This is a genomic window from Flavihumibacter rivuli, from assembly GCF_018595685.2.
GTDB classification, from domain to species: Bacteria; Bacteroidota; Bacteroidia; order Chitinophagales; family Chitinophagaceae; genus Flavihumibacter; species Flavihumibacter rivuli.
Genome location: NZ_CP092334.1, coordinates 3,375,765 through 3,395,215, shown reverse-complemented (window position 1 = coordinate 3,395,215; position 19,451 = coordinate 3,375,765). Strand labels below are relative to the sequence as shown.

At 38.9% G+C, this 19,451-nt stretch carries 18 protein-coding genes and 1 pseudogene; 17 read left to right on the top strand and 2 right to left on the bottom strand.

Features of this window, described 5'->3' with window-relative positions; all coding sequences use genetic code 11:
* Window positions 1–101: 101 nt before the first annotated feature.
* The 8 genes from KJS94_RS14460 to KJS94_RS14425 all read left to right on the top strand — a co-directional run bounded on the left by KJS94_RS14460 (window position 102) and on the right by KJS94_RS14425 (window position 8,740).
* The gene (locus KJS94_RS14460) at window positions 102–1,190 is read left to right on the top strand and encodes a serine hydrolase domain-containing protein (RefSeq protein WP_214448192.1); all 1,089 of its coding nucleotides are present in this window, start codon (window positions 102–104) and stop codon (window positions 1,188–1,190) included.
* A 1,962-nt stretch (window positions 1,191–3,152) separates the two neighbouring features.
* Window positions 3,153–3,593 carry a hypothetical protein gene (locus tag KJS94_RS14455; protein WP_214448191.1) on the top strand — a complete coding sequence of 147 codons (441 nt, stop codon included), beginning with the start codon at window positions 3,153–3,155 and terminating at the stop codon, window positions 3,591–3,593.
* Window positions 3,594–3,882: 289 nt separating this feature from the next.
* Window positions 3,883–4,347 carry a DUF4279 domain-containing protein gene (locus tag KJS94_RS14450; protein WP_214448190.1) on the top strand — a complete coding sequence of 155 codons (465 nt, stop codon included), beginning with the start codon at window positions 3,883–3,885 and terminating at the stop codon, window positions 4,345–4,347.
* 161 nt (window positions 4,348–4,508) lie between these two features.
* A complete protein-coding gene (locus KJS94_RS14445; protein ID WP_214448189.1) occupies window positions 4,509–5,036 on the top strand; it encodes a hypothetical protein in 528 nt (175 codons plus the stop codon).
* A gap of 195 nt (window positions 5,037–5,231) precedes the next feature.
* Entirely contained in the window at window positions 5,232–5,723 is a 492-nt protein-coding gene (locus KJS94_RS14440; RefSeq protein WP_214448188.1) for a hypothetical protein, read from the top strand.
* A gap of 270 nt (window positions 5,724–5,993) precedes the next feature.
* Window positions 5,994–6,443 carry a hypothetical protein gene (locus KJS94_RS14435; RefSeq protein ID WP_214448187.1) on the top strand — a complete coding sequence of 150 codons (450 nt, stop codon included), beginning with the start codon at window positions 5,994–5,996 and terminating at the stop codon, window positions 6,441–6,443.
* Between the two features lie 944 nt (window positions 6,444–7,387).
* Window positions 7,388–7,900, top strand: a complete 513-nt coding sequence (locus KJS94_RS14430) for a hypothetical protein (protein ID WP_214448186.1) — start codon at window positions 7,388–7,390, stop codon at window positions 7,898–7,900.
* A 159-nt stretch (window positions 7,901–8,059) separates the two neighbouring features.
* Window positions 8,060–8,740, top strand: coding sequence for a hypothetical protein (locus KJS94_RS14425; protein ID WP_214448185.1), 681 nt, complete (start codon window positions 8,060–8,062; stop codon window positions 8,738–8,740).
* Between the two features lie 409 nt (window positions 8,741–9,149).
* On the opposite strand, the gene istB is transcribed toward KJS94_RS14425, so the two are convergent.
* Window positions 9,150–9,881, bottom strand: a complete 732-nt coding sequence (gene istB / locus KJS94_RS14420) for an IS21-like element helper ATPase IstB (RefSeq protein ID WP_214448184.1) — start codon at window positions 9,879–9,881, stop codon at window positions 9,150–9,152.
* 31 nt (window positions 9,882–9,912) lie between these two features.
* A complete protein-coding gene (istA, locus tag KJS94_RS14415; protein ID WP_214448183.1) occupies window positions 9,913–11,460 on the bottom strand; it encodes an IS21 family transposase in 1,548 nt (515 codons plus the stop codon).
* Between the two features lie 229 nt (window positions 11,461–11,689).
* Here istA and KJS94_RS14410 point away from each other — a divergent pair, with 229 nt between their 5' ends.
* The 9 genes and pseudogenes from KJS94_RS14410 to KJS94_RS14375 all read left to right on the top strand — a co-directional run bounded on the left by KJS94_RS14410 (window position 11,690) and on the right by KJS94_RS14375 (window position 18,986).
* Window positions 11,690–13,090 carry a S41 family peptidase gene (locus KJS94_RS14410; protein ID WP_214448182.1) on the top strand — a complete coding sequence of 467 codons (1,401 nt, stop codon included), beginning with the start codon at window positions 11,690–11,692 and terminating at the stop codon, window positions 13,088–13,090.
* A gap of 477 nt (window positions 13,091–13,567) precedes the next feature.
* A complete protein-coding gene (locus KJS94_RS14405; RefSeq protein ID WP_214448181.1) occupies window positions 13,568–13,966 on the top strand; it encodes a hypothetical protein in 399 nt (132 codons plus the stop codon).
* A gap of 256 nt (window positions 13,967–14,222) precedes the next feature.
* The gene (locus KJS94_RS14400; RefSeq protein WP_214448180.1) at window positions 14,223–14,663 is read left to right on the top strand and encodes a hypothetical protein; all 441 of its coding nucleotides are present in this window, start codon (window positions 14,223–14,225) and stop codon (window positions 14,661–14,663) included.
* Window positions 14,664–14,902: 239 nt separating this feature from the next.
* On the top strand, window positions 14,903–15,478 hold the full coding sequence (locus KJS94_RS14395) for a hypothetical protein (RefSeq protein ID WP_214448179.1): 576 nt from the start codon (window positions 14,903–14,905) through the stop codon (window positions 15,476–15,478).
* Between the two features lie 399 nt (window positions 15,479–15,877).
* Window positions 15,878–16,333 (top strand): helix-turn-helix domain-containing protein, encoded by a 456-nt coding sequence (locus KJS94_RS14390; RefSeq protein ID WP_214448178.1) that lies wholly within the window; start codon window positions 15,878–15,880, stop codon window positions 16,331–16,333.
* Window positions 16,323–16,757 carry a PIN domain-containing protein gene (locus tag KJS94_RS14385; RefSeq protein ID WP_214448177.1) on the top strand — a complete coding sequence of 145 codons (435 nt, stop codon included), beginning with the start codon at window positions 16,323–16,325 and terminating at the stop codon, window positions 16,755–16,757. The genes KJS94_RS14390 and KJS94_RS14385 overlap by 11 nt, the downstream gene beginning before the upstream one ends.
* A gap of 12 nt (window positions 16,758–16,769) precedes the next feature.
* Window positions 16,770–16,886 (top strand): annotated as a pseudogene (locus tag KJS94_RS18865) (VapC50 family PIN domain-containing toxin); the annotation flags it as partial.
* Between the two features lie 884 nt (window positions 16,887–17,770).
* Window positions 17,771–18,499 carry a M949_RS01915 family surface polysaccharide biosynthesis protein gene (locus KJS94_RS14380; RefSeq protein WP_214448176.1) on the top strand — a complete coding sequence of 243 codons (729 nt, stop codon included), beginning with the start codon at window positions 17,771–17,773 and terminating at the stop codon, window positions 18,497–18,499.
* A gap of 49 nt (window positions 18,500–18,548) precedes the next feature.
* A complete protein-coding gene (locus tag KJS94_RS14375; RefSeq protein ID WP_214448175.1) occupies window positions 18,549–18,986 on the top strand; it encodes a hypothetical protein in 438 nt (145 codons plus the stop codon).
* The last annotated feature ends 465 nt before the right edge of the window (window positions 18,987–19,451 follow it).

Sequence of the window (19,451 nt, the reverse complement as noted above, 5' to 3'; positions counted from 1 at the left end):
AACACAGGTAGGTACACACAAACGCAAAGCTCCGGCCGTTAGCTGAGATATTTACTAGATAGTTCAAATAATTTGAAACAATATAAATGAAAATGACTTATATGAAATATTCAAGAATATTCAACAACCAATTCCTGCTCCTTCTATTTATTACTGTTCTGGCTAATAGTGTATATGCACAAAACCTTGCCAAAGACATTGATAGTGTCATTCTAAATGTGTTGAAAGATAAAAATGGGCCAGGAGGTGCTTTTATGGTTGCTAAGAATGGAAAGCCTATTTATGAAAAGGCATTTGGAAAAGCTAATATTGAATGGAATGTTGATCTAACAACTGAGAGTGTATTCCAATTAGGTTCTATGACAAAGCAATTTACATCTATTGCCATCTTAATGTTGGAAGAGCAAGGCAAGTTGGACACAAAGCAAACCGTTTCAAAATACATTCCAGATTATCCATCAGGCGACTCAATAACGCTGCATCATTTATTGACCCACACATCAGGCATTAAGGATTTTACAAAGATGAAAACTTTGGGAGACATTGCACAAAAGGAAATGACACCCAAAATGATGGTAGATTTTTTCAAGAATGAACCTGATGACTTTAAGCCAGGGGAGAAGTTTGAATACAATAATTCGGGTTACCTTCTTTTAGGATATATCATTGAAATAGTTTCCGGCGAATCGTACGAAAACTATATCCAGAAAAATATTTTTGAAAAGCTAGGAATGAATAATTCCCGTTATGCTACTGACAGGCAGATTATCACCAAAAGAGCTTATGGCTATCAAAAAAAGGAAACTGGATATGTGAATAAAACGATAATCAATTTTAGTGTTCCTTTTGCATCAGGTGCTTTGATGTCAACATTAAGCGATATGTTAAAATGGCAAAATGCCTTAAATCAAAATGTACTCTTAAAAAGTGAAAATGCTCAAAAGGCATTTACCAAATACAAATTAAACAATGGTGAAGAGTTCACTTATGGGTATGGATGGCATATAAAAGATTTAAAGGGAACACCGAGTAGGGAACACGGTGGGAGTATTTTTGGATTTAAGACAATGGGCGTATATGTCCCAAGTGAAGATATTTATGTAATTGGGTTAACCAATTGTGACTGCAATTCACCAACTCAACTTGTAAGGGACATAGCTGAATTGACCTTAAAAGGATATAAAAAATAAAATGTGGGTTTACTATCATTTAGATAGGACTTCTTTTAACCTAAGCGGGGTCTCCCGGCGAGGACCCCGATGCATCTGCCTATTGTTTCAGAGTTTGAAGTGATAGAGGATCCCGATTGACTTCCCTCTTGCTATCCAGCAGGGTCTTCTTCAGGAGACCCTGCTGGGGTATGATATGGGGTGGGTTAATTAACCTCATCGGGGTCCCCTACGGGAGACCCCGATGATTCTGCCTATTATTTCAGATTGTGCGGTAGTAGAGGACCGCGATTGACTTCCCTCTTGCTATCCATCAGGGTCCCCTTCGGGAAACCCTGATGGGGATAGGGCCTTTTACATAGCAGACCCTGCTGGGGGGGGGGGGGGGAGATTTTAAGTGGGCTTTTGAATTTATCCTAGTGTAGGTGAGTTGGCGAAGCTTTGGGTAATGGTGGTTGGGGGGTAGGTTTAAGCTTGGTGGGTTTTTATGAGCTAGGCATGGATGCAATCTTTTTCCCGCCTCAGTTATAAGCCAGATTAATTGAGGTCTTTTGGTGGTGATAGTTTTATAAACCGTGTTTTGTTTTATTAGAAGGCGTGTACATTGGGTCGTTAATTAGAAAGAGGGTTTTTTCCTGGTCATTCAGCTTAATTAATTTTAAATGATCATTTTGTATTGATGCCAGGTAAATGTGTTTTATATAAAACTATCAATTTGATTTCCAAGCAATGCTTTTAGTCCAAACCCAGCGCTTAATAACATAAATAAACGCGTTGTGCGTCACTTAATCCAGACACGCTAAAACATGACAATTAGACAATTGACGTGGCGTTTAGTTTTACCGTTTGCAATAATTTCTTTTGGGACACTTACTAAATGGTGGTACGTTATACCAGTTGATGCACCTGACACGTTGATGGTTGGATTTCCTTTTGCTTTCGTCGGTGACGGTTGGTTTACTTCAATGTCACTTCAACTTTTTATAATTGAGTTTAGTGCCGACTTTGTAATCTACTTTTTGTTTTGGTTTTTAGTCATGTTCTTTATTACACGCATTTGGACAAGATTTACTATTTCAAAAATTCTGATACGATCATTTTGGACATTGGCAATAATGATAATTTCATTCTGGACTCTAATTTTGACCATTAGCGAAAAACATATCAAGCTAAAAAGAGATTGGGATATGAAAGTTCTTGTGACAGGATATAAGTTTACATGGACAAACACGGAGAGGCCAGACTTTTCAAACTACGACCCAAATAAAAAATAAGCGAACGCACAACATGGGGTTTTATGCAAGTTGTGCTCGACAAACAAACATCAACTAATTGAAAATCCTGGCTGTGGTTCTTGCAGGACAACCAACTTTGAGCTTTAGTTCTTAATTTCAACATCAGTTTTTCAATCAGCAGCGGTTGTGGGCGGACGAATAATAATTCCCAACTAGCATAAAGCCCTGCTCGTTGGCTGAAATTGCAAAAGAATATTTCCCTCATGAAGAATAAATATTCAATGGTGTCAATTATAGGAAGTATAATTTGTATAATAGGATTAGTTTATGTCAATAATCTTCTAGCAGCGGAATATCGTCACTCAAGCGGAAAAAATCAGGCACTATTCGGATTAACTGAGTTAATTCGGAGTGAACGTAAACTATTTTTTATACCGTTCGGTATCATTTCACTTGTATGCTGCATTATAGCTATAAGTAAAAACGAACGAATCACTAATATCTTGGTTTCATCTTTGTTGACAATTATTTCTATTATTCTATTTTTTCTTCGAATTTGGGAGTATATGGTCTAGCTAAAACTGCAACATCAGCCAACATAGGGTTTGGCGAAAGCCTGCCCTCCGCTGGCTTGCCCCCATCTTAAAGGAGGCTCATAAGTGGGGGCTCGCCGGAAAATTTCCTAAATTAGACCGGCCTGCGCCAAGCCCCGGCCGTTGGCTGCAACTATGAAAACGCATTATCAAAAATGAAGCTCAAAGTTTTAGCATATACTTTATCAGTTCCATTGATTTGGATGACATTATTGTTTTTCAAGGACATCGTACCTGATTATGGATTATCAAATAGCTTTTCCTCAGCTGTTCTCTGCGGACTTATTGTTGGATCAATTATTGGACGTTTTCTTCTTGACAGAAAATATCTAACAGAATTATTCTTTGATGACGAAAATGTAACATTTACTTACTTGACACCATTAACTAGACAACATCAAGTAACTTTTCGCATCTCGACATTAATAGACATTAAACTGAAAAAGAGGATATTCCTAATTAGAGATTTTTACTTAATCAAGGTTTTCAGTGAAGACACCACAATAACGTTTTGCCTTTTTAATCCTGACACAAAACAAGCGGCAGAACAATTAGCTCTGACTTTCTTAAGCAAATCAGTTGTAACTAATAAATAGCTGCATCCAACATGGGGATTTCTGCTATGCTGGCTAAAGAATATGTACTGATCGTCCCGTTCGCTTATCGGCTGCAGTTCGGGATTGACGAATAAAGCCGAGCTGCAGAATATAACATCAACTGTAATAACTTTACTAAGCTTCGGTTCGGGCTAAAGAATCGCAAAATATCAGCACAGCAGAAAGCCAAGGCCGTTATGCGCAACACGAATTGAACATTCTTAAATTATATTATACTAAATAAGAGTAATATAACTCGTAAGATATATAACACAGATAAATTTTTACAATGAGTTGCATATTATGGATCTGCGGAAAAAATTTTGACGTTGATCGCTTCATTGAAAAAAGCAAAATAAAACCAACTAGAAAAAGCTATAAAGGGCAAGCAAAACTCAAAACTAACTCAGACGGAGAAAAATTGACTCAATCATTAATATCTATTCAGACAAGTAAAGCAGAATTTGATAATCTGAAAAAGCAAATTAGTGATACAATTAGATACCTTAAAAGGAACAAGAAAAAACTTGCTCATATAAACTCTACAAAAGGAATTGATTGCGCTATTTTAGACTTTGGTATTGATTTAAAAATAGATAGGAAAAATATCCTAACACAATCAGAAATATTCCCAAATGAACTATTAAAACTTGCCGGAGAATTAGGTTTAGATATAGAACTTTCCCTTTATCCAGTTGATTTACAAGCCATATTAGAAAAGAAGTATTCCAAAACAAAGCAGAAAAGCGAATAACAGTGGTATTGGTGCCAAGGCGGCTTTCAATCAAAGACTCAGCATTCGGAACTTTATTTGACAACAGTATAAATCATCAACTAGGTTAACACGGGGACCGCCCCGGCGCCAATCCTCTAGCGTTATATGCTATTTATTGAGCATCCGATAATGACAGACCTATGAGTATAAAGTTCAGGCTTCTTTCCTTTTTCCTTATGAGTTTCATGTATGGACAATCTCAAACTGGGAAAATTACCGGAAAGCTAAATTTGCTTGACTCGGAAAATAAAGAATTTGTACTCGATAATACCTATATCATTTTAACATCCAAAATTATTCGTGACAGTGTTAAACTTGAAAATGACTTTTCTTTTCATTTCAACAATTTACCCAGTGACACGTTTTATATTTCATTCTCCCGACGTTCTTATCCTTATGACACTCGATATGTAATTCATCTTAGTGAGGCAGAGAACGAAAAGGTAAATATTGATTATTCCTCTATTTGTCCGTATGACAAAACAAAAGACGGAGTATGTCCAATTTGCAAAAGAAAAGACGAAGTTATTCCAATTCGTTACGGACTACACACTACTAAAACTGAAAAAGACAAGAAGCAGAGTAAAAGGAAATACTATCCCGGCGGTTGTTTGCTTTTCGATTGTCAAGCAAGCTGGTACTGTGAAAGAGATAAAAAGGAATTCTAAAACAGCATATAACATTGGGTTTTATGCAAGTTGGGCATAACCAGCAAACTTCGGCTAATTGCATCGCCAAGCTGTGATTCGGGGCTGGACAAACAATCTTGAGCTTTTGTACTTAAATACATCATCAGTCTTTCAATCGGCAGCGGCGCCGGGCATACGGAATGCTACTTCCCAACCTGCATAACGCCCTGCTCGTTGGCTGCGACCATTATGAACCATATATTTTTAAAAATATCATTCTGTCTATTTTTATTTTCCTGCGAGACAAGTAACAAAAAAAATGTTAGGAAAAACTATGGAGAATTCCCCGACCCTAAATCAAGCGTCTTAATTTATTTCTCCGACAGTAATCAGGTAGAGCTAACCAAGTGTGAAGCTGTAAAGAAAAGTGACTCATTATTTTTGAAAGTTACTGATTCATCTTCCAATTACCAGTTGAATATCCTTAAAGTCAAAGAAAACTTAAGCGTACAGTTCGAACAACTATTTTCGATTACAGATAGCTCATACAAAAAGCCAATATTTACAGCTATAGAACCAAGTATTAAATTAGACAAAGCATCTTATGACAAAGGAGATAACTTAAAGGGGTTTATGAAAGTAAAAATATCTGTACTTCACCGGTGGACAGAAACGTATTCAGATACAATTTCTATTGCTGGACATGTTTATGCAGCAGCACAATAATACTGCAGCCAACAGGCGGTTTGGCAATATGGCGGGGCGACGTATATATACTCATCTTTTTGTTCGCTATTCGGCTTAATTTCAAGCCGAAGAATAACGCCGAGCAATAGAATATAAAATGAATGTTTATTTATAAATTTAGCAGCGGATACGGGCTGACGATTATCAAATGCCGCTACATCGCCAAGCCGCTTTCGTTGTGCGTCACTATAAAAAACATTTCGTTCATAGTATAATTTGACAACTACTTGCATCTTTCACTTAACAAAAATGGCAGAAATAAATCTTGACAATTTATCTGAAATCGAAGAGATAGAATCTATCTTAGGTTTATACTATGAAGCTAGAAACTATTTGGAGAGTTTCGATTGGTGTATCTCAATAAAACAAGTGTGGTACGACAAGGAACACGGCATCTATGAAAAGCTTGGGGTTTTCTTGTTTGAAATTGAACCATTAAATGACACCGTTGACAACTTCATTTGGGTTATTGTGGGTGACTTGCCATCCGTTTATTTAGACAAAAGTATCACTACTGGACATGAAGCTTTGGAAACATATTGTGAACTTATGCAAGAGTGGGCTGACAATGTTAAAAGAGGAAGCCCCTTGGACGAATGCTATCCTGTTCCGGTTGACCCGACAATTGAAAATGCTGAACTTTTAAATAGCCGGACAGCATTCATTAGACGAGAACTTCTAATGGTGAGTGACGAATAGCGAACTCACAACATGGGTATTTTTGCAAGTGTGGCTGGACGTTACATATTAGGCGGACGAATATAACGGCATCTTTATAATTATAATCAGCATGAGTAGTGCCAATACCACACCTGTATAAATACCTCAACGTTAGTGGCAATTGCAATGAAACTTCCATTTCTCATATTTTTTCTGTTTTTAACGGTTGCAGTTTCTGGACAACAGTTCCGAGACACATGTTTTACTAGGACAGAGTATAACGACTGGAAAAGGAAGTTTTATGAACTTTATGACCAAAAAGAATCAAGTCTTCGACAAGTGCGACTACTGAAAAATCTAAGGAAAATCGACACATCTTTTCAGTCGAAAGACTCTTTGATACTAACTTACCTTGACAAGAATGATCTGACTATTAAAAGTGAAAAACAAATTCACAGACACAATTGTATGACGGATTCAGTTGTCACACACTTTAATTTAAAAGGACTTATTGCCTATTCGGAGTGGTGGAGAATTACATGTGATAAGCCTGATACGCTAGACAATGAGGTAGTCATATATAAATATAAGAGCAGTTACTATCGCTTCGAATATGACAAAGAAGACAGAGTTACAAAACAATTCATACATATTTCGACACCCTATACAAGAAAAATATTATATAGCTATGACTCAAAAGGAAACGCAACAACAACAGTTAAAAGAATTAATGACGATGATTTTTGGGACTAAACCAACACGCCACTAACAAATGGTTTTGCGTCAGCGGGGCTGACGCAAGGTCGAGCCAAGCAGTAGTACATTAATCAGATTCGGTTCCTTCTCGACCCAGTGCAACCCAGCAACAGAATCTCTTTGAACTTTTAAATCTATATTAGGCTCCTGTTCCGAGCGGAAGAATATAAATTTTCCACCGAACGCAAAGCCCTAAACGTTTTGCCCAATTTAGTCGACACACAATTATGCGAAAAGCAACAAGGCTTATACTGACACTTTCCCTTTTACTTACCGGACAACTGTCATTTGCATGTGACTGTGATTCTGAAGGAGAGTTTTTGACAGTTGCACCGAAGTCTGAGTTTGTGGCATTGGTTAAGGTGACAAAATTCCTAAGCTTTAGAAATATTTACGACAAGCAAACACCAATGTCTATGGAGGTTGAAATTGTCGACGTTTATAAAGGAGAAGAGGTAAGAAAGAAGCTCGTCGTTTGGGGCGACAACGGAATTTTATGTCGTCCTTACCTTTCGCAATTTGACAAAGGAAAATATTATGTAATTGCATTTTTCAAGGCGTCAGACGGTTCTAAAGGACATGTTCACGAAGATGAAAGACCTACTGATTATGCTATTTCCATTTGTGGTGACTATTGGCTCAAAGTTGACAAAGACAAGCAAAAAGCGGTTGGTATGGTGACAAAGAAGCAATATGAAATCAGGCTTACTGAACTAAAGGCAAAGCTCACATCAAAATAACCGGGCATAACATCGGTTTTAAGCAATAGCGGCTCAACGTTCTTAATCCAGGCAATTGAATAAATATTTTACTTTAGTAATCATTTCGGATGACAGTACGCTATTGCCGCTAATGCACAAAACAGTTAACCGTTGTTTGCCACTTTAAAGAACAAGCAATTGGAAAAGATTCTACTAACAATATTAACAGCTTTTTCTATCAGCATTTGTTCTGGACAGGCTAGACTTCCTTTATTCAAAGACACATATTCAAGAAAAGGTAAGCCAAAAATTGCTATGGGAATAGAAATGAGAGAAAGGGTTGTCCAATATTTAGGGCCATTCAAAGACACAATCACAATTGAACCGATACCTGATAAATCAGTCGCAATAGGCGATAACAAAGTTTTAATTGATGATACTGTACGAAATAAGTATGCATATTATACTAATGGAAAGCTCAAAATCAGCATTGACCCATTGACCCATGTTACACTTGAGGAGTATGAGTGGTGGTCTAAAAAGCCGGAATACAAATATTATAAAGCCAATCCAATAATTATACATAATGAAACAGACTCCACAACAATAGTAGGATATGGATACACTATTCCAATTGTTTTGGAGGCTCTTGACATCGATAAAGTTTGGAAACCTGTCGAAATTCGTTACATCTATGACTGTGGCATAGGTCTTGAATATATATTACTTAAACCCAAGGACATAATGTGTGTTCTTGCCCCAGTTTATGGTGGTGATTTTAAAACAAAGTTGAGATATAAACTTGGGAATAGCCTTTCTTCGGAGTTTGTGGGACAAATATCAAGACGACAGTTTGACTTTAAGGGGAAGTACAAGTAAATCGAAAATCGGCATACAACAATGCATTGGCTATACGGTTGGCTTGACGGAAATGCCATTAGGCTAAAGTAATGCTATTAGACCGTGGCTCGGGCTGAAGGAATACTATTAGGCAACTGTCGTTATTTGAAACATTTTATCTTTATTGGGCATTGGTAGTCGGGCGAACTTAGTTATGAATTCCAGCCACATCGACAATGCTTTTACGTTGTTCGTTATTTAAAGACAGCCCACAAATTTCAATTATATTAATTTAAATTAAATGATGAAAAGACGTGTTTGCTTTTGGGTGGTCTTTATATTGGTTTCTAAAGCCTCTTTTTCTCAGGACTGGATATTACGGTCAAAGTTTACCAGTATTTCAGCGCAAAGTTTACCACTTAAAGAGAGTTGCTGAAGCTAGTGTAATTTAATTGTTTTTCTTTTTTCGTAACGATTCTCCTTTCAATTCTATCTTGTGTGCATTTGCTGTCAGTCTGTCACAGATTGCATCAGCAAGTGTTGGTTCATTTATGTATTCGTGCCATTTACTTACAGGAAGTTGGGAGGTTACGATGGTTGCTCCTTTCGCGAAGCGATCTTCCAGGATCTGCAGCAGTGTGAGCCTCATGTCGTGGTTTAACGGCTGTAACCCAAAGTCATCAATAATCAATAAAGGTGTTTTAGCAATCATATTGAGCCACCGGATGTAAGTTCCATCAATTCTAGCAGCAGCTAGTGCCTCAATAAACCGGTTCATAGAATAATACAGCGTGCGGTGGCCGAGCAAACAGGCATTCCTTCCCATAGCGCAGGCAAAATAACTTTTACCGCAGCCTGTTGCACCGGTGATCAACAGGTTTTCTGCTTTCTCAATGTAGGTGCCATCAGAGAGTGCAATTAGCATTTCTTTCGTAAAGCCTCTGCCAGGTGTACAATTGATTTGTTCTGGTGTGGCGTTGTAGCGAAGTTTAGCTAATCGCAGATAGAGCTGGGTTCGTTGGTGGATCCGATAACCAGCCTCTGCTTCGGTAAGGGATGCGATAAGGGCATGCGCTTCCGGTTGTTGGTGAATGGGTTGCTGCAAGACGGCTTCATAGCGTTTAGCCATGCCCAATAATTTGAGATCTTGAAGTTGATCCAGCGTACTTTGCTGATTCATAATGGATGTATTTAAGTGGTAAAAAAGGCAGTTATTGATACGCATCCGGTCCCCGGAGATTGGGGTGTTCCGGAAGATGGAAGAGGTTGGGTGGCTGCTGACCGTAGAGTTGATCCTGTTTGGTGAGCAGAATATTCTGGATGGTTCTATAATTAAAAACAGCGCCTGTTAATGCCCAGCTGCAGGCAGCCTGGAGCCGGTCAGGGCCATATTCTAAGTTCAATCGAAGGATACCCCGGCAGGCATTATAGGTTTGTTCCGTATAGGCTCTGCTTTTGAGTACTTGTTCCATGTATTGTTGAACAGCCGGACCGATACTGGCTGCTTTTGCTAAAAAGTAGGCAGGTGTATAGCCTTGTTGTGTTGCATAGTTTTGATGCCCATCCGGCATATGCGTACCGGTAGTGGTAATTCCGTGCTTACTGTAACTGCGCCGGTGCAACGCGATCCGTTGTTGCTGATAGTAGATCTCAACATGATCAGCATCATATACAACGCTCACCTTTTTTCCAATGTACTGATACGGAACGCTGTAATGATGGAAGTCTTCACCGAGGGTAATATGGTAGTTCTTCTGGACTTTTGCCAGCACCTGGTGTTTGATTACAAAAGATTCAGCTGGCAGGGGTTGCAATAGCCCCTGTTCCTGCTCTTCAAATAATTGTTTCCGGCTGTGGTCTTTTAACTGGAATAGTTTTTCGTTATGCAGCGTAAGTTGTTGGAGAATAGCAGCATTGAGTTCCTGGATACTGGCAAAGGATTTGTCGCGTAGCGGTGCATAAATACGCTGATACGCAATTTTGACCTCATTTTCTACAGCACCCTTATCCCGGGGTTTGGCAACCCGGGTAGCCAGTAAAGTAATATTGTTGTGGATGGCCCATTGCTGCATGGCAACACTGAACTCAGGTTCATACCGGCAGGATTTGATGACTACCTGCTTCATATTATCTGTTTTGAAGCTATGTGGTACACCACCAAAGAAGAGCAAACAACGGTTCATCGCTGTAATAACCTGAGGGATACTGGCATTGGGCAGGGCCATGGCAAAGGTGTACTTGCTAAAGGGTAGAACGGCTACCAGTACCGGACAATCGATAAGCTCTCCTGTATACTTATCTGTATACTGCATTTTATCTCCGGCAAAATCTACCATCACCATCGCAGCCGGATCATGCACCAGGTGCATGGATGCTTGTGCAACTTTACTGGCCTCTTTCAGTAGGATACAAAACTGGGTATATTGGTAAGGATCCGGACATTCGGCTTTGTATTCCTGCCACAGTAAAAGTTTAGTAACGCCCGTACGTTTGAGTTCAGATTGAAAATATGCCAGCCGGGTATTGAACTCAATCCTGCGGATATTGTCCGTTAAATCCGGCAATACAGCAGGCTGGTATACGATGGCAGAAAGTTCAGCATCAGGAAGCTGTCGAAGCTGCTCCCAGGATAAGCCGGAGCCCTTTAGGCGTTTAGCATATTCGGTAACGGGTTGCCGGGATAATTTGAGTTCAGCAGCAATGGCGCGGAAAGAAAACCCCTTTTCCTGTAATTGAATCAGTAATCGAATCTGTTGCATCGAAGTCACTTTATTGGCCATGCTTTTTGAAGCAAAGCAACGGCATGAATAATGGCCAACAGCAACTCTGGAATCAAAAGTGGTAAACTTTGCGCCGTATTGTCAGTTTCCGCATCCAGCAAAGTGGTAAACTTTGGACTGAAATAAATCAACCAACCACCCTAAGGCTGGTAAACTTTGGACTGAAACGCTGGTAAACTATCCGCTGAAATCGGTGGTAAACTATGGAGTGAAATATCCACAGGACAATAAAAACAATCAATGCGATTGCTTTGATAATCTAAAAAAACTGATTTCCAAAACGGAAGAAAATTACGCTGGCTATCCTTCAAAAGTCAATGAAAATACAATAGCAGCTTACAAGAAACTGGTCCTAAAACTTGAAGCGAAAGCTAGGAATGAAACTAATCCAAAAACCTGCTTTTATATGCTGAAGGATTATGTCAGATTTTTCGAGGATAAACACTTCATTCTCAGCTACAATTATGAAAACGACTTTGATAATGAAATCATTAATCTTTCAGAAAATGACTTTAAGAAAAATAGTGTAATAAGAAAGTTGGATGCAATAGAGGGCATTTGGATTAGTGCCGACTCAACGCTGAAACTAGCTATTCAGAAATTTTCTAATAACATTTATAAAGCAATAGTTGTCCAAACTAAAAATCCCAAAGTTCCATTAGGTTTAGTCTATGCAACATTGCATAAAAAGAATAACAGAATTATTGCTAAGGAATACAACACATTCATAACAACTTACATTCCTGCTAAGATCAAGGGCAATTTATTACAGTTAGGTTTTTTATCCATGTATGGAAAAATCTATCCAAATGCTTTATCAAGTGCCGAAAAAGAAGAACTAAACACTTGGAGAGATAACAACAATGGACTTTATTTTGAAAAATTGTCTTCGAGAACGGCCTACTTAAAAATTCCTACTTTCCAAAGTAATGATGAAAGAATTCAACAATTAGTTACTCAAAATGACTCCATCATTAGAAGTTGCGAAAATCTTATAGTTGACTTGACAGGCAATGGAGGAGGCAGCACTGGCTGGGTTTCGTTGCTACCCTATTTTATGACAAATCCAATAGTTCAGTATGACACCTATCTTAGAGTAACACCTGAAAATGTAAAATCTAAATTAGCTGATTTAGAACCTTATGCAGTGAACCCCATACCAGTGGAGTATAAGAAATATTTTCCTGATGAAATTGTGGCAGCTTACAAAAAAGCCTATCAGGAACTACCTACTACAAAAATGGAATTTTATCCCATTCCAGGTGTTACTTTTCCGCTGGACTCAATCCTTAAAAATCCAAAGAAAATTGCTCTGGTAGTGGATGACTTTTGTGGAAGCTCAGCCGAGTACTTTTTCTTTATATCTAAGCAAAGTAAAAAAACAACAACATATGGAATTAATACAATGGGTATGATGGATTATGAAGGTATGTCAAACCTAACTCAAATGCCATATCCAAATTATTATTTGACAATACCCATTGTAAAATCAAACTGGACTGATAAAAAACCTATAGACAAAACTGGTTTTAAACCTGACATTATCTTAGATATGGTTGAACAAAATAAATGGATTGATTTCATACAGAAGGACTTGGAGAGACAATAAACAACGCACAACATGATTATTTATAAAAGCTGGGCAGAAGAAAGTACAATCGGCAGCAAGTCATTAATCAGTTTCAGTTCGGGCTGGACGTACAATGTTTAACAGCAATTCTTAACTTCAACAAAGTATTTTCAATCGGCGGCGGAAATGGGCGGACGGAAGTCTATTTCCCAGCTTTCGTAAATACCTGTCCGGTTATTGGCAACCCTATCTTACACTCCTAAAAAATGCGATCTCACCTGGAAATATTAGAAGAAATTGACAAGCTTCTTTCAGACGAAGGACTTAATGACGAACGGCAGCAGTTGGAGTCTGAAATCAGAGCAAGTGCAACTGGCATTGAACTATGTTTGAGAAGTGGCTCAAAACTTTTGATCCTTCAAAACACGAACAGACAAGTTTCATCAGCAGCGGGGTACTTAATCAAAGAATTTATTTCTTATTGTCATGCAAACGGGCTCTATCCAAAATCATGTTATGAAACTTGAGTATCTTAGCGACATAGGCGATGACGGAAAGTATAAAGACGTTGTTTCAGAAAACTTAATCAGACTTTATAACTTCGGACAAAAAGAAACTACAATGTTGGTTAATCTGATTTACCAACGATTGATTCTTGATAAGCAAAACTTAGACTTGACAACCGCCGACTTTATTCAATCTATAAACTGCCATGTGACTCTTCAACTTTCATCAAATGACGAAGGTGTTATTAAAACAGAGAAAGAAGACACTTTTATTTGTAAACTGACAGAGCAATCATACAACACAATAATTGAATACATGAAAGCAGCAGCTGATAGTGGACATAATTGGCTTTGTGACACATCAATCGACAATATTGACTTCTTGTATTCGGCAGGCGGAACATGGTAGGATGAAGGTCATGGTACTAACAACGCATTGATAATATAGCACGATGAAGGATATATTCTCAATTTTTTGCTGCGGAAGTCAACTTTTGTCTCGATAGAAAACAACTCTGAGCAGCAGAAAAATAGACAATGAACCTTTATATCTTTAATCAGCATCGTCCTCAGGCGGACGGAGCATATAATACCTCCACATCGCACTGCTTCAGCATTGGCGGAATACGATGAGAACTCTACCTTTTATTCTTATTCTTTTGTTTGTGGCAAATGGACACGCTCTTTTTCAAATCAAAGTGAATTCAGATAAGCATGTTTCAGGGTTTAAACTTCTAGAATTCGAGTATAACAATCATTTCGGGACGGCTTACAGCTTGACAATTGACAGCATTGGAAATTTTAACTACCGTCCGTCTCCCGAAATAAAGATGGATAAAAAAATATTGACGCGTGTAACAGGGTCCTTTTCAAAAGAAGGATTTGATAAATTCTTAAACAAGTTGACTGACTCTCTAATTTTAAAACTCGATGAACGAAGAAATGGGTGTGGCATTGACGAACCCCAAAAGGACCTTTATTTAAACATTGGTAACAAAAAAATTCATAGTAAGGGTTGTTCTTTAGAACCTGAGCTGAAATTATTTTATGAGTATTTAGACAATTTGCCAAAAAGTGAAGATTTAATTAATAGGAAAAGAAGTTAGTCCATGCGCCTAATATGGGGACTTATGCAAGTTGTGAGTGGCATTGTTACATCAGCTAATTGCAAATCCCATCTTCATTTTCAGACGGCGAGTAAATCTCAATTTTAGTTCTAAATTCATCAACCTATTTTCAATCAACAGCGGTAGTGGGCAGCCGGCATTCAAATTCCCAACCTGCATAAAGACCTGTTCGTTGGCTGCAATATTTTTACGACCCTAAATCTTCTATTTGAATTTTAATGAGACAGATTCTAATTGTAACATTTCAATTTTTCCTGACTGCTCTCTTCGGACAGACTAATTCCAGTTACAATCATTTCCTAACAGACACTTGCATTATAATTTCAAATGAGATTTCTTCTAATTCTGTTAGTGGGACAAAGCATTCCAATCCATTAATCATTGCAAATGGCATTATAGTTAGAGGGCAACAGTTGGACACAACTCTGATTCAAAATATTTCTATCTTAAAATGTCCAGAAGCTTTTTATAAATTCAACTATGCAGGTGTTAACGGAGCAATTTTGATTCAGACCAAACAAGAATTTAAAACCGTTACACCAACTTCAATTCGTGACAAGAAATCAATTGATGGACAAGTTATTTATGCTATAAATGGCTATTACTTGATTGATTCAACTTTGCAGATTTCAAATAAAGCTATTAAGGGAATTGATGTTTTGATAGCAAAGTCTTCTAGTGGCATAAACCTAAGTCCAACAGTAATTAATATTTGGACACTGACCAAAAAGGAACGACAATCAATGTTGACATTGTGCAGGGGAGTAGGTATTACCAACCTAAAAGTGGATTAATACATCAGCCAGCATTAGGTTTTGTGCAATTTGGACATGAAGTTTAGACAATCATCGACACGATTAGTATACCGGTAACAGAGGTATTGGTGCTATGACGGGCTTTCGATAAATGGCGCAGCATTCATAGCTATGTTTGACAACGGCTTAGATCATCAGCCGGGGTAATACGGTGACCGTCCCGGCACGAATCCCCTGGCGCTAGCGGCTATTCAACACCTTCAACCCAATGGGTTATTGTAAACCCTTCAAAAAATAGCATATAATATATTGTTAAACAATAATTTATGATTTCATGCTGTGTCTTAGTAGCTTGTAAGAATGTAGACCTCGTTTCGCTTATATCGAATATTTCGAATATTTCGTTTAAATTGCAGCGGAACCCAAAAACATGAAGTCATGGCCGTTTTAGAACACATAAATAAGCCTTCAAAGGTTGACCAAAAAATAGCAAGTGAATCTTACGATGCTTTAGTTGCTGTAATAGAGCAACTTAGCTCTGAACAACCTGAAATTGAAATTGAAGAAACAGGCGAAAAAATCAAAATTCCATTAAGTGCCTTAAAGCTTCTAGGAGATATTTTGAAAGCTATGGGGCAAGGTAAATTTATTTCGCTTGTACCAGTTGCGACTGAAGTAACTACTCAAGCGGCAGCTGAAATTCTAGGCTGTTCAAGACCTCATTTGGTTAAGTTACTTGAAGAGGGAAAGATTGCATATACGAAGGTTGGAAAGCATAGAAGAATAAAATTTGATGATATTATGAAGTATAGAAAGCAAATGAAACAGCAGCAGAAGCAGAATATCATTGATATAATGAATTTGGACGAAGAAGCTGGTATGTATGATTCATAGTATTCGATTCACCGCTGTTTTAGATACAAATGTTGTCTATCCGGTAATAACTAGAGATATCCTGTTTTGGTTTGCCTATTATGACCTTTATACTCCTAAATGGAGCGATCACATTTTTGATGAGTGGAAACGAGTAATGATTGAGAAAGGGGTTTCGGAAGAAGAGGCAGCCAATAGAATATTAAAAGCAAATTTAGCTTTTCCAGATGCTCTAGTTAAGAATTACAAAGGCCTAATTGACCATTTAGAATTACCTGATCAAGACGACCGTCACGTCTTAGCAGCGGCTATCAAGACTAATGCGAATCTTATAGTAACTAACAATATTAAAGATTTTCCAGAGGAATATTTGCAATCATTTGGTCTACATGCAAAAACCGCAGACGATTTTCTAACAGATATAATAGACCTCAATCAAGAATAAGCTGTAGCTGCCTTTAAAGAAATGGTTTTAAATAAAAAAAATCCTAAGCAGGACGAGTTTGAGGTACTCAATCTTCTAAGAAAGGCTGGACTTAATGATACGGCTAATTATCTCCATGCATTTTTATAAATATATCAAACCGCATAAGGAGCAAGCCGCTAACAAAGGGTTTTTAGTCATGATGGCGGACGCGTAAACCCTGACCGCCAGGAAATTAACCCTTTCTTGAGGCCATGCTTGGGTATGGATGAGGTTCATCAGGGTCCCCTCCGGGAGACCCTGCTGGGGTATGGGGGGGGGCATCAGGGTTCCCTTCGAGAGACTCTGTTGGGGTATGATGTTGGGGTATGATATTGGGGTGGGTTATTTAACCTCAGCGGGGTCTCCCGTAGGGGACCCCGATGCTTCTGCCTATTATTTCAGATTGTGCGGTGGTAGGGGATCCCGATGGACTTTCGTCCTGCTTTCCATCAGGGTCCCCTTCGGGAGACCCTGATGGGGTATGATATTGGGGTGGGTTATTTAACCTCAGCGGGGTCTCCCGTAGGGGACCCCGATGCTTCTGCCTATTATTTCAGATTGTGCGGTGGTAGAGGACCCCGATGGACTTTCGTCCTGCTTTCCAGCAGGGTCCCCTTCGGGAGACCCTGCTGGAGTATGATGTGGGGTGGGTTAATTAACCTCAGCGGGGTCTCCCGTAGGGGACCCCGATGCTTCTGCCTATTATTTCAGATTGTGCGGTAGTAGAGGATCCCGATGGACTTTCGTCCTGCTTTCCATCAGGGTCCCCTTCGGGAGCCCCTGCTGGGGTATGGGAGGGGGTCATCAGGGTCCCCTTCGGGAGACCCTGATGGGGTTAGGGCTTTTTACATAGCAGACCCTGCTGGGGGGGGAAGCTAATGTTGATTGGGCATCGGGGTCCCCCTCGGGGGACCCCGATGAGGTTTAAAGATTTAGTACTCAATTATTCGATTCTTAAAGGCTAAGCATTATCTTCAAATTTTCAGCGATCAATGAGGCACGTATTGGTAACTACGATAGGACTAAAATATCAATTGGATCAAACCTTCGACAAAGTTTTCTGCCTATTCGCTCAAAAGCATTGTAAGACTATCATCACACTGTCTATATTGATGCTTTATTTTAATAAACAGGGATATACACAAATCAAGGCAGACAACCTTGGCAGATCTGATCTCCCTAAAAGCATCCCCTTTCAAGGCAACTTTTACAAGGGCTATAAGTGGAAGGACAGAACCGGCAACCATCTGCTGATTCTCAGCAACAGCTATCATCCATGGAATGAAAAAGAGTCGGACGAGGCAGTAGATGAAGGGGATCTATATGTTGCCCATTTTCAGGAAACTGGATCAGATCTCTCCCGAACCTGGCGCATTCATGATTATGTCAGGAATTGCCCGGTTGATATGTTCCTCTACTTTATAGACCAGGGCATTGCCATAACCGACCTTGATAAGAACGGTAAAGCTGAGGTCTGGATTATGTACAAAGTTTCCTGCCAGGGAGATGTAAGTCCAGTTACCATGAAGATCATCATGTACGAAGACGGTCAAAAATTTGCGGTACGTGGATCAACAAGGGTTAGGCTCTCCGAAAATAATTATGAAGGAGGAGAATATACATTTGATACCGCATTCAAAAATGGGCCTTCAGTATTCAGGGAATATGCCAAAGGCTTATGGAAAAATCAGGTTACTGAGAACTGGAAGAAGAAACCTTAGTAATTCTACATGTCCTCCATGATTATCTTTCCAACCAGAAAATCCCTATATGGAAATATCACAGAAATTGAATAGCCTCCAAACCAGCCTTTCTAACCTTGCCAATGAAACAGACCGAATTGCCAATTTCATCCAGTCTAGATTCTCTGAATTGATCTTCTTTCCGAGTATCATTGAGGCAGATATTGACTACACAACCTATTGCAAGCATTGTAAAGCTATCAAACAATACACAGATCAACTGCCTCTAAATGCAGATACAGCGATCTTGAAGCAAAAGGCAATAGATCTTCCTGCAATTGATCACCGTGATTTTCAATACTACCATTGGGGGCTACCTACAATATTGATACTCGTCATTCTACCAATTGGCATAGTGGCCTGGATCAATACCTATATTAAACTAACTGACCTACAAAGCAAATTAAAGATCATCAAGGAAAGCTCAGATAACCTCCGAAACATGATTAAAATATTACAGGATTAAATTCATACATCCCAGATACAATTACCAACTACAACCTATCCGATCTTTATCATACTTTTAGCCATACGACTCAATATGACAAGCAAATCGCAGTGTACCTAATCAGTTATTACAGTAAGAGGTTGTCATTAAAAACGCCAAAAAACAATATCACTATGATCACCTATTAGCTATAGGCTATTACTAATCAACATTCCCGTCCTCACCCGCGTTACGCCTCCACGGGTGCGATCGAAGAGGACCCCAATTGAAAATATGTATAGACAGTAGGCTTTGGTAGGGCTTCCCATTCTATCCATGCTATGCCAGGATCAATAGCGGGTGCAGGCCATTAGCTGATCGGCCTGCTGTATAACTGGCGCAGGTTATCGGCCTGTTCCGTAAAGGCAACGGAAGCAGCTATCGCAAAAAGGATGGTGGTAGCCACCAATACTTGCTTCATCCTGGTCTTTTGGTATGGGGGAT

Excerpts from the sequence above, each read along its gene's own strand:
- KJS94_RS14430 (WP_214448186.1), top strand. The coding sequence starts at position 7,388 with ATGCGAAAAGCAACAAGGCTTATACTGACACTTTCCCTTTTACTTACC.
- KJS94_RS14460 (WP_214448192.1), top strand. The coding sequence starts at position 102 with ATGAAATATTCAAGAATATTCAACAACCAATTCCTGCTCCTTCTATTT.
- istA (WP_214448183.1), bottom strand. The coding sequence starts at position 11,460 with ATGCAACAGATTCGATTACTGATTCAATTACAGGAAAAGGGGTTTTCT.
- KJS94_RS14380 (WP_214448176.1), top strand. The coding sequence starts at position 17,771 with ATGAGGCACGTATTGGTAACTACGATAGGACTAAAATATCAATTGGAT.
- KJS94_RS14390 (WP_214448178.1), top strand. The coding sequence starts at position 15,878 with ATGGCCGTTTTAGAACACATAAATAAGCCTTCAAAGGTTGACCAAAAA.
- KJS94_RS14375 (WP_214448175.1), top strand. The coding sequence starts at position 18,549 with ATGGAAATATCACAGAAATTGAATAGCCTCCAAACCAGCCTTTCTAAC.
- KJS94_RS14445 (WP_214448189.1), top strand. The coding sequence starts at position 4,509 with ATGAGTATAAAGTTCAGGCTTCTTTCCTTTTTCCTTATGAGTTTCATG.
- KJS94_RS14435 (WP_214448187.1), top strand. The coding sequence starts at position 5,994 with ATGGCAGAAATAAATCTTGACAATTTATCTGAAATCGAAGAGATAGAA.
- KJS94_RS14385 (WP_214448177.1), top strand. The coding sequence starts at position 16,323 with ATGATTCATAGTATTCGATTCACCGCTGTTTTAGATACAAATGTTGTC.
- KJS94_RS14405 (WP_214448181.1), top strand. The coding sequence starts at position 13,568 with ATGAAACTTGAGTATCTTAGCGACATAGGCGATGACGGAAAGTATAAA.
- istB (WP_214448184.1), bottom strand. The coding sequence starts at position 9,881 with ATGAATCAGCAAAGTACGCTGGATCAACTTCAAGATCTCAAATTATTG.
- KJS94_RS14395 (WP_214448179.1), top strand. The coding sequence starts at position 14,903 with ATGAGACAGATTCTAATTGTAACATTTCAATTTTTCCTGACTGCTCTC.
- KJS94_RS14455 (WP_214448191.1), top strand. The coding sequence starts at position 3,153 with ATGAAGCTCAAAGTTTTAGCATATACTTTATCAGTTCCATTGATTTGG.
- KJS94_RS14450 (WP_214448190.1), top strand. The coding sequence starts at position 3,883 with ATGAGTTGCATATTATGGATCTGCGGAAAAAATTTTGACGTTGATCGC.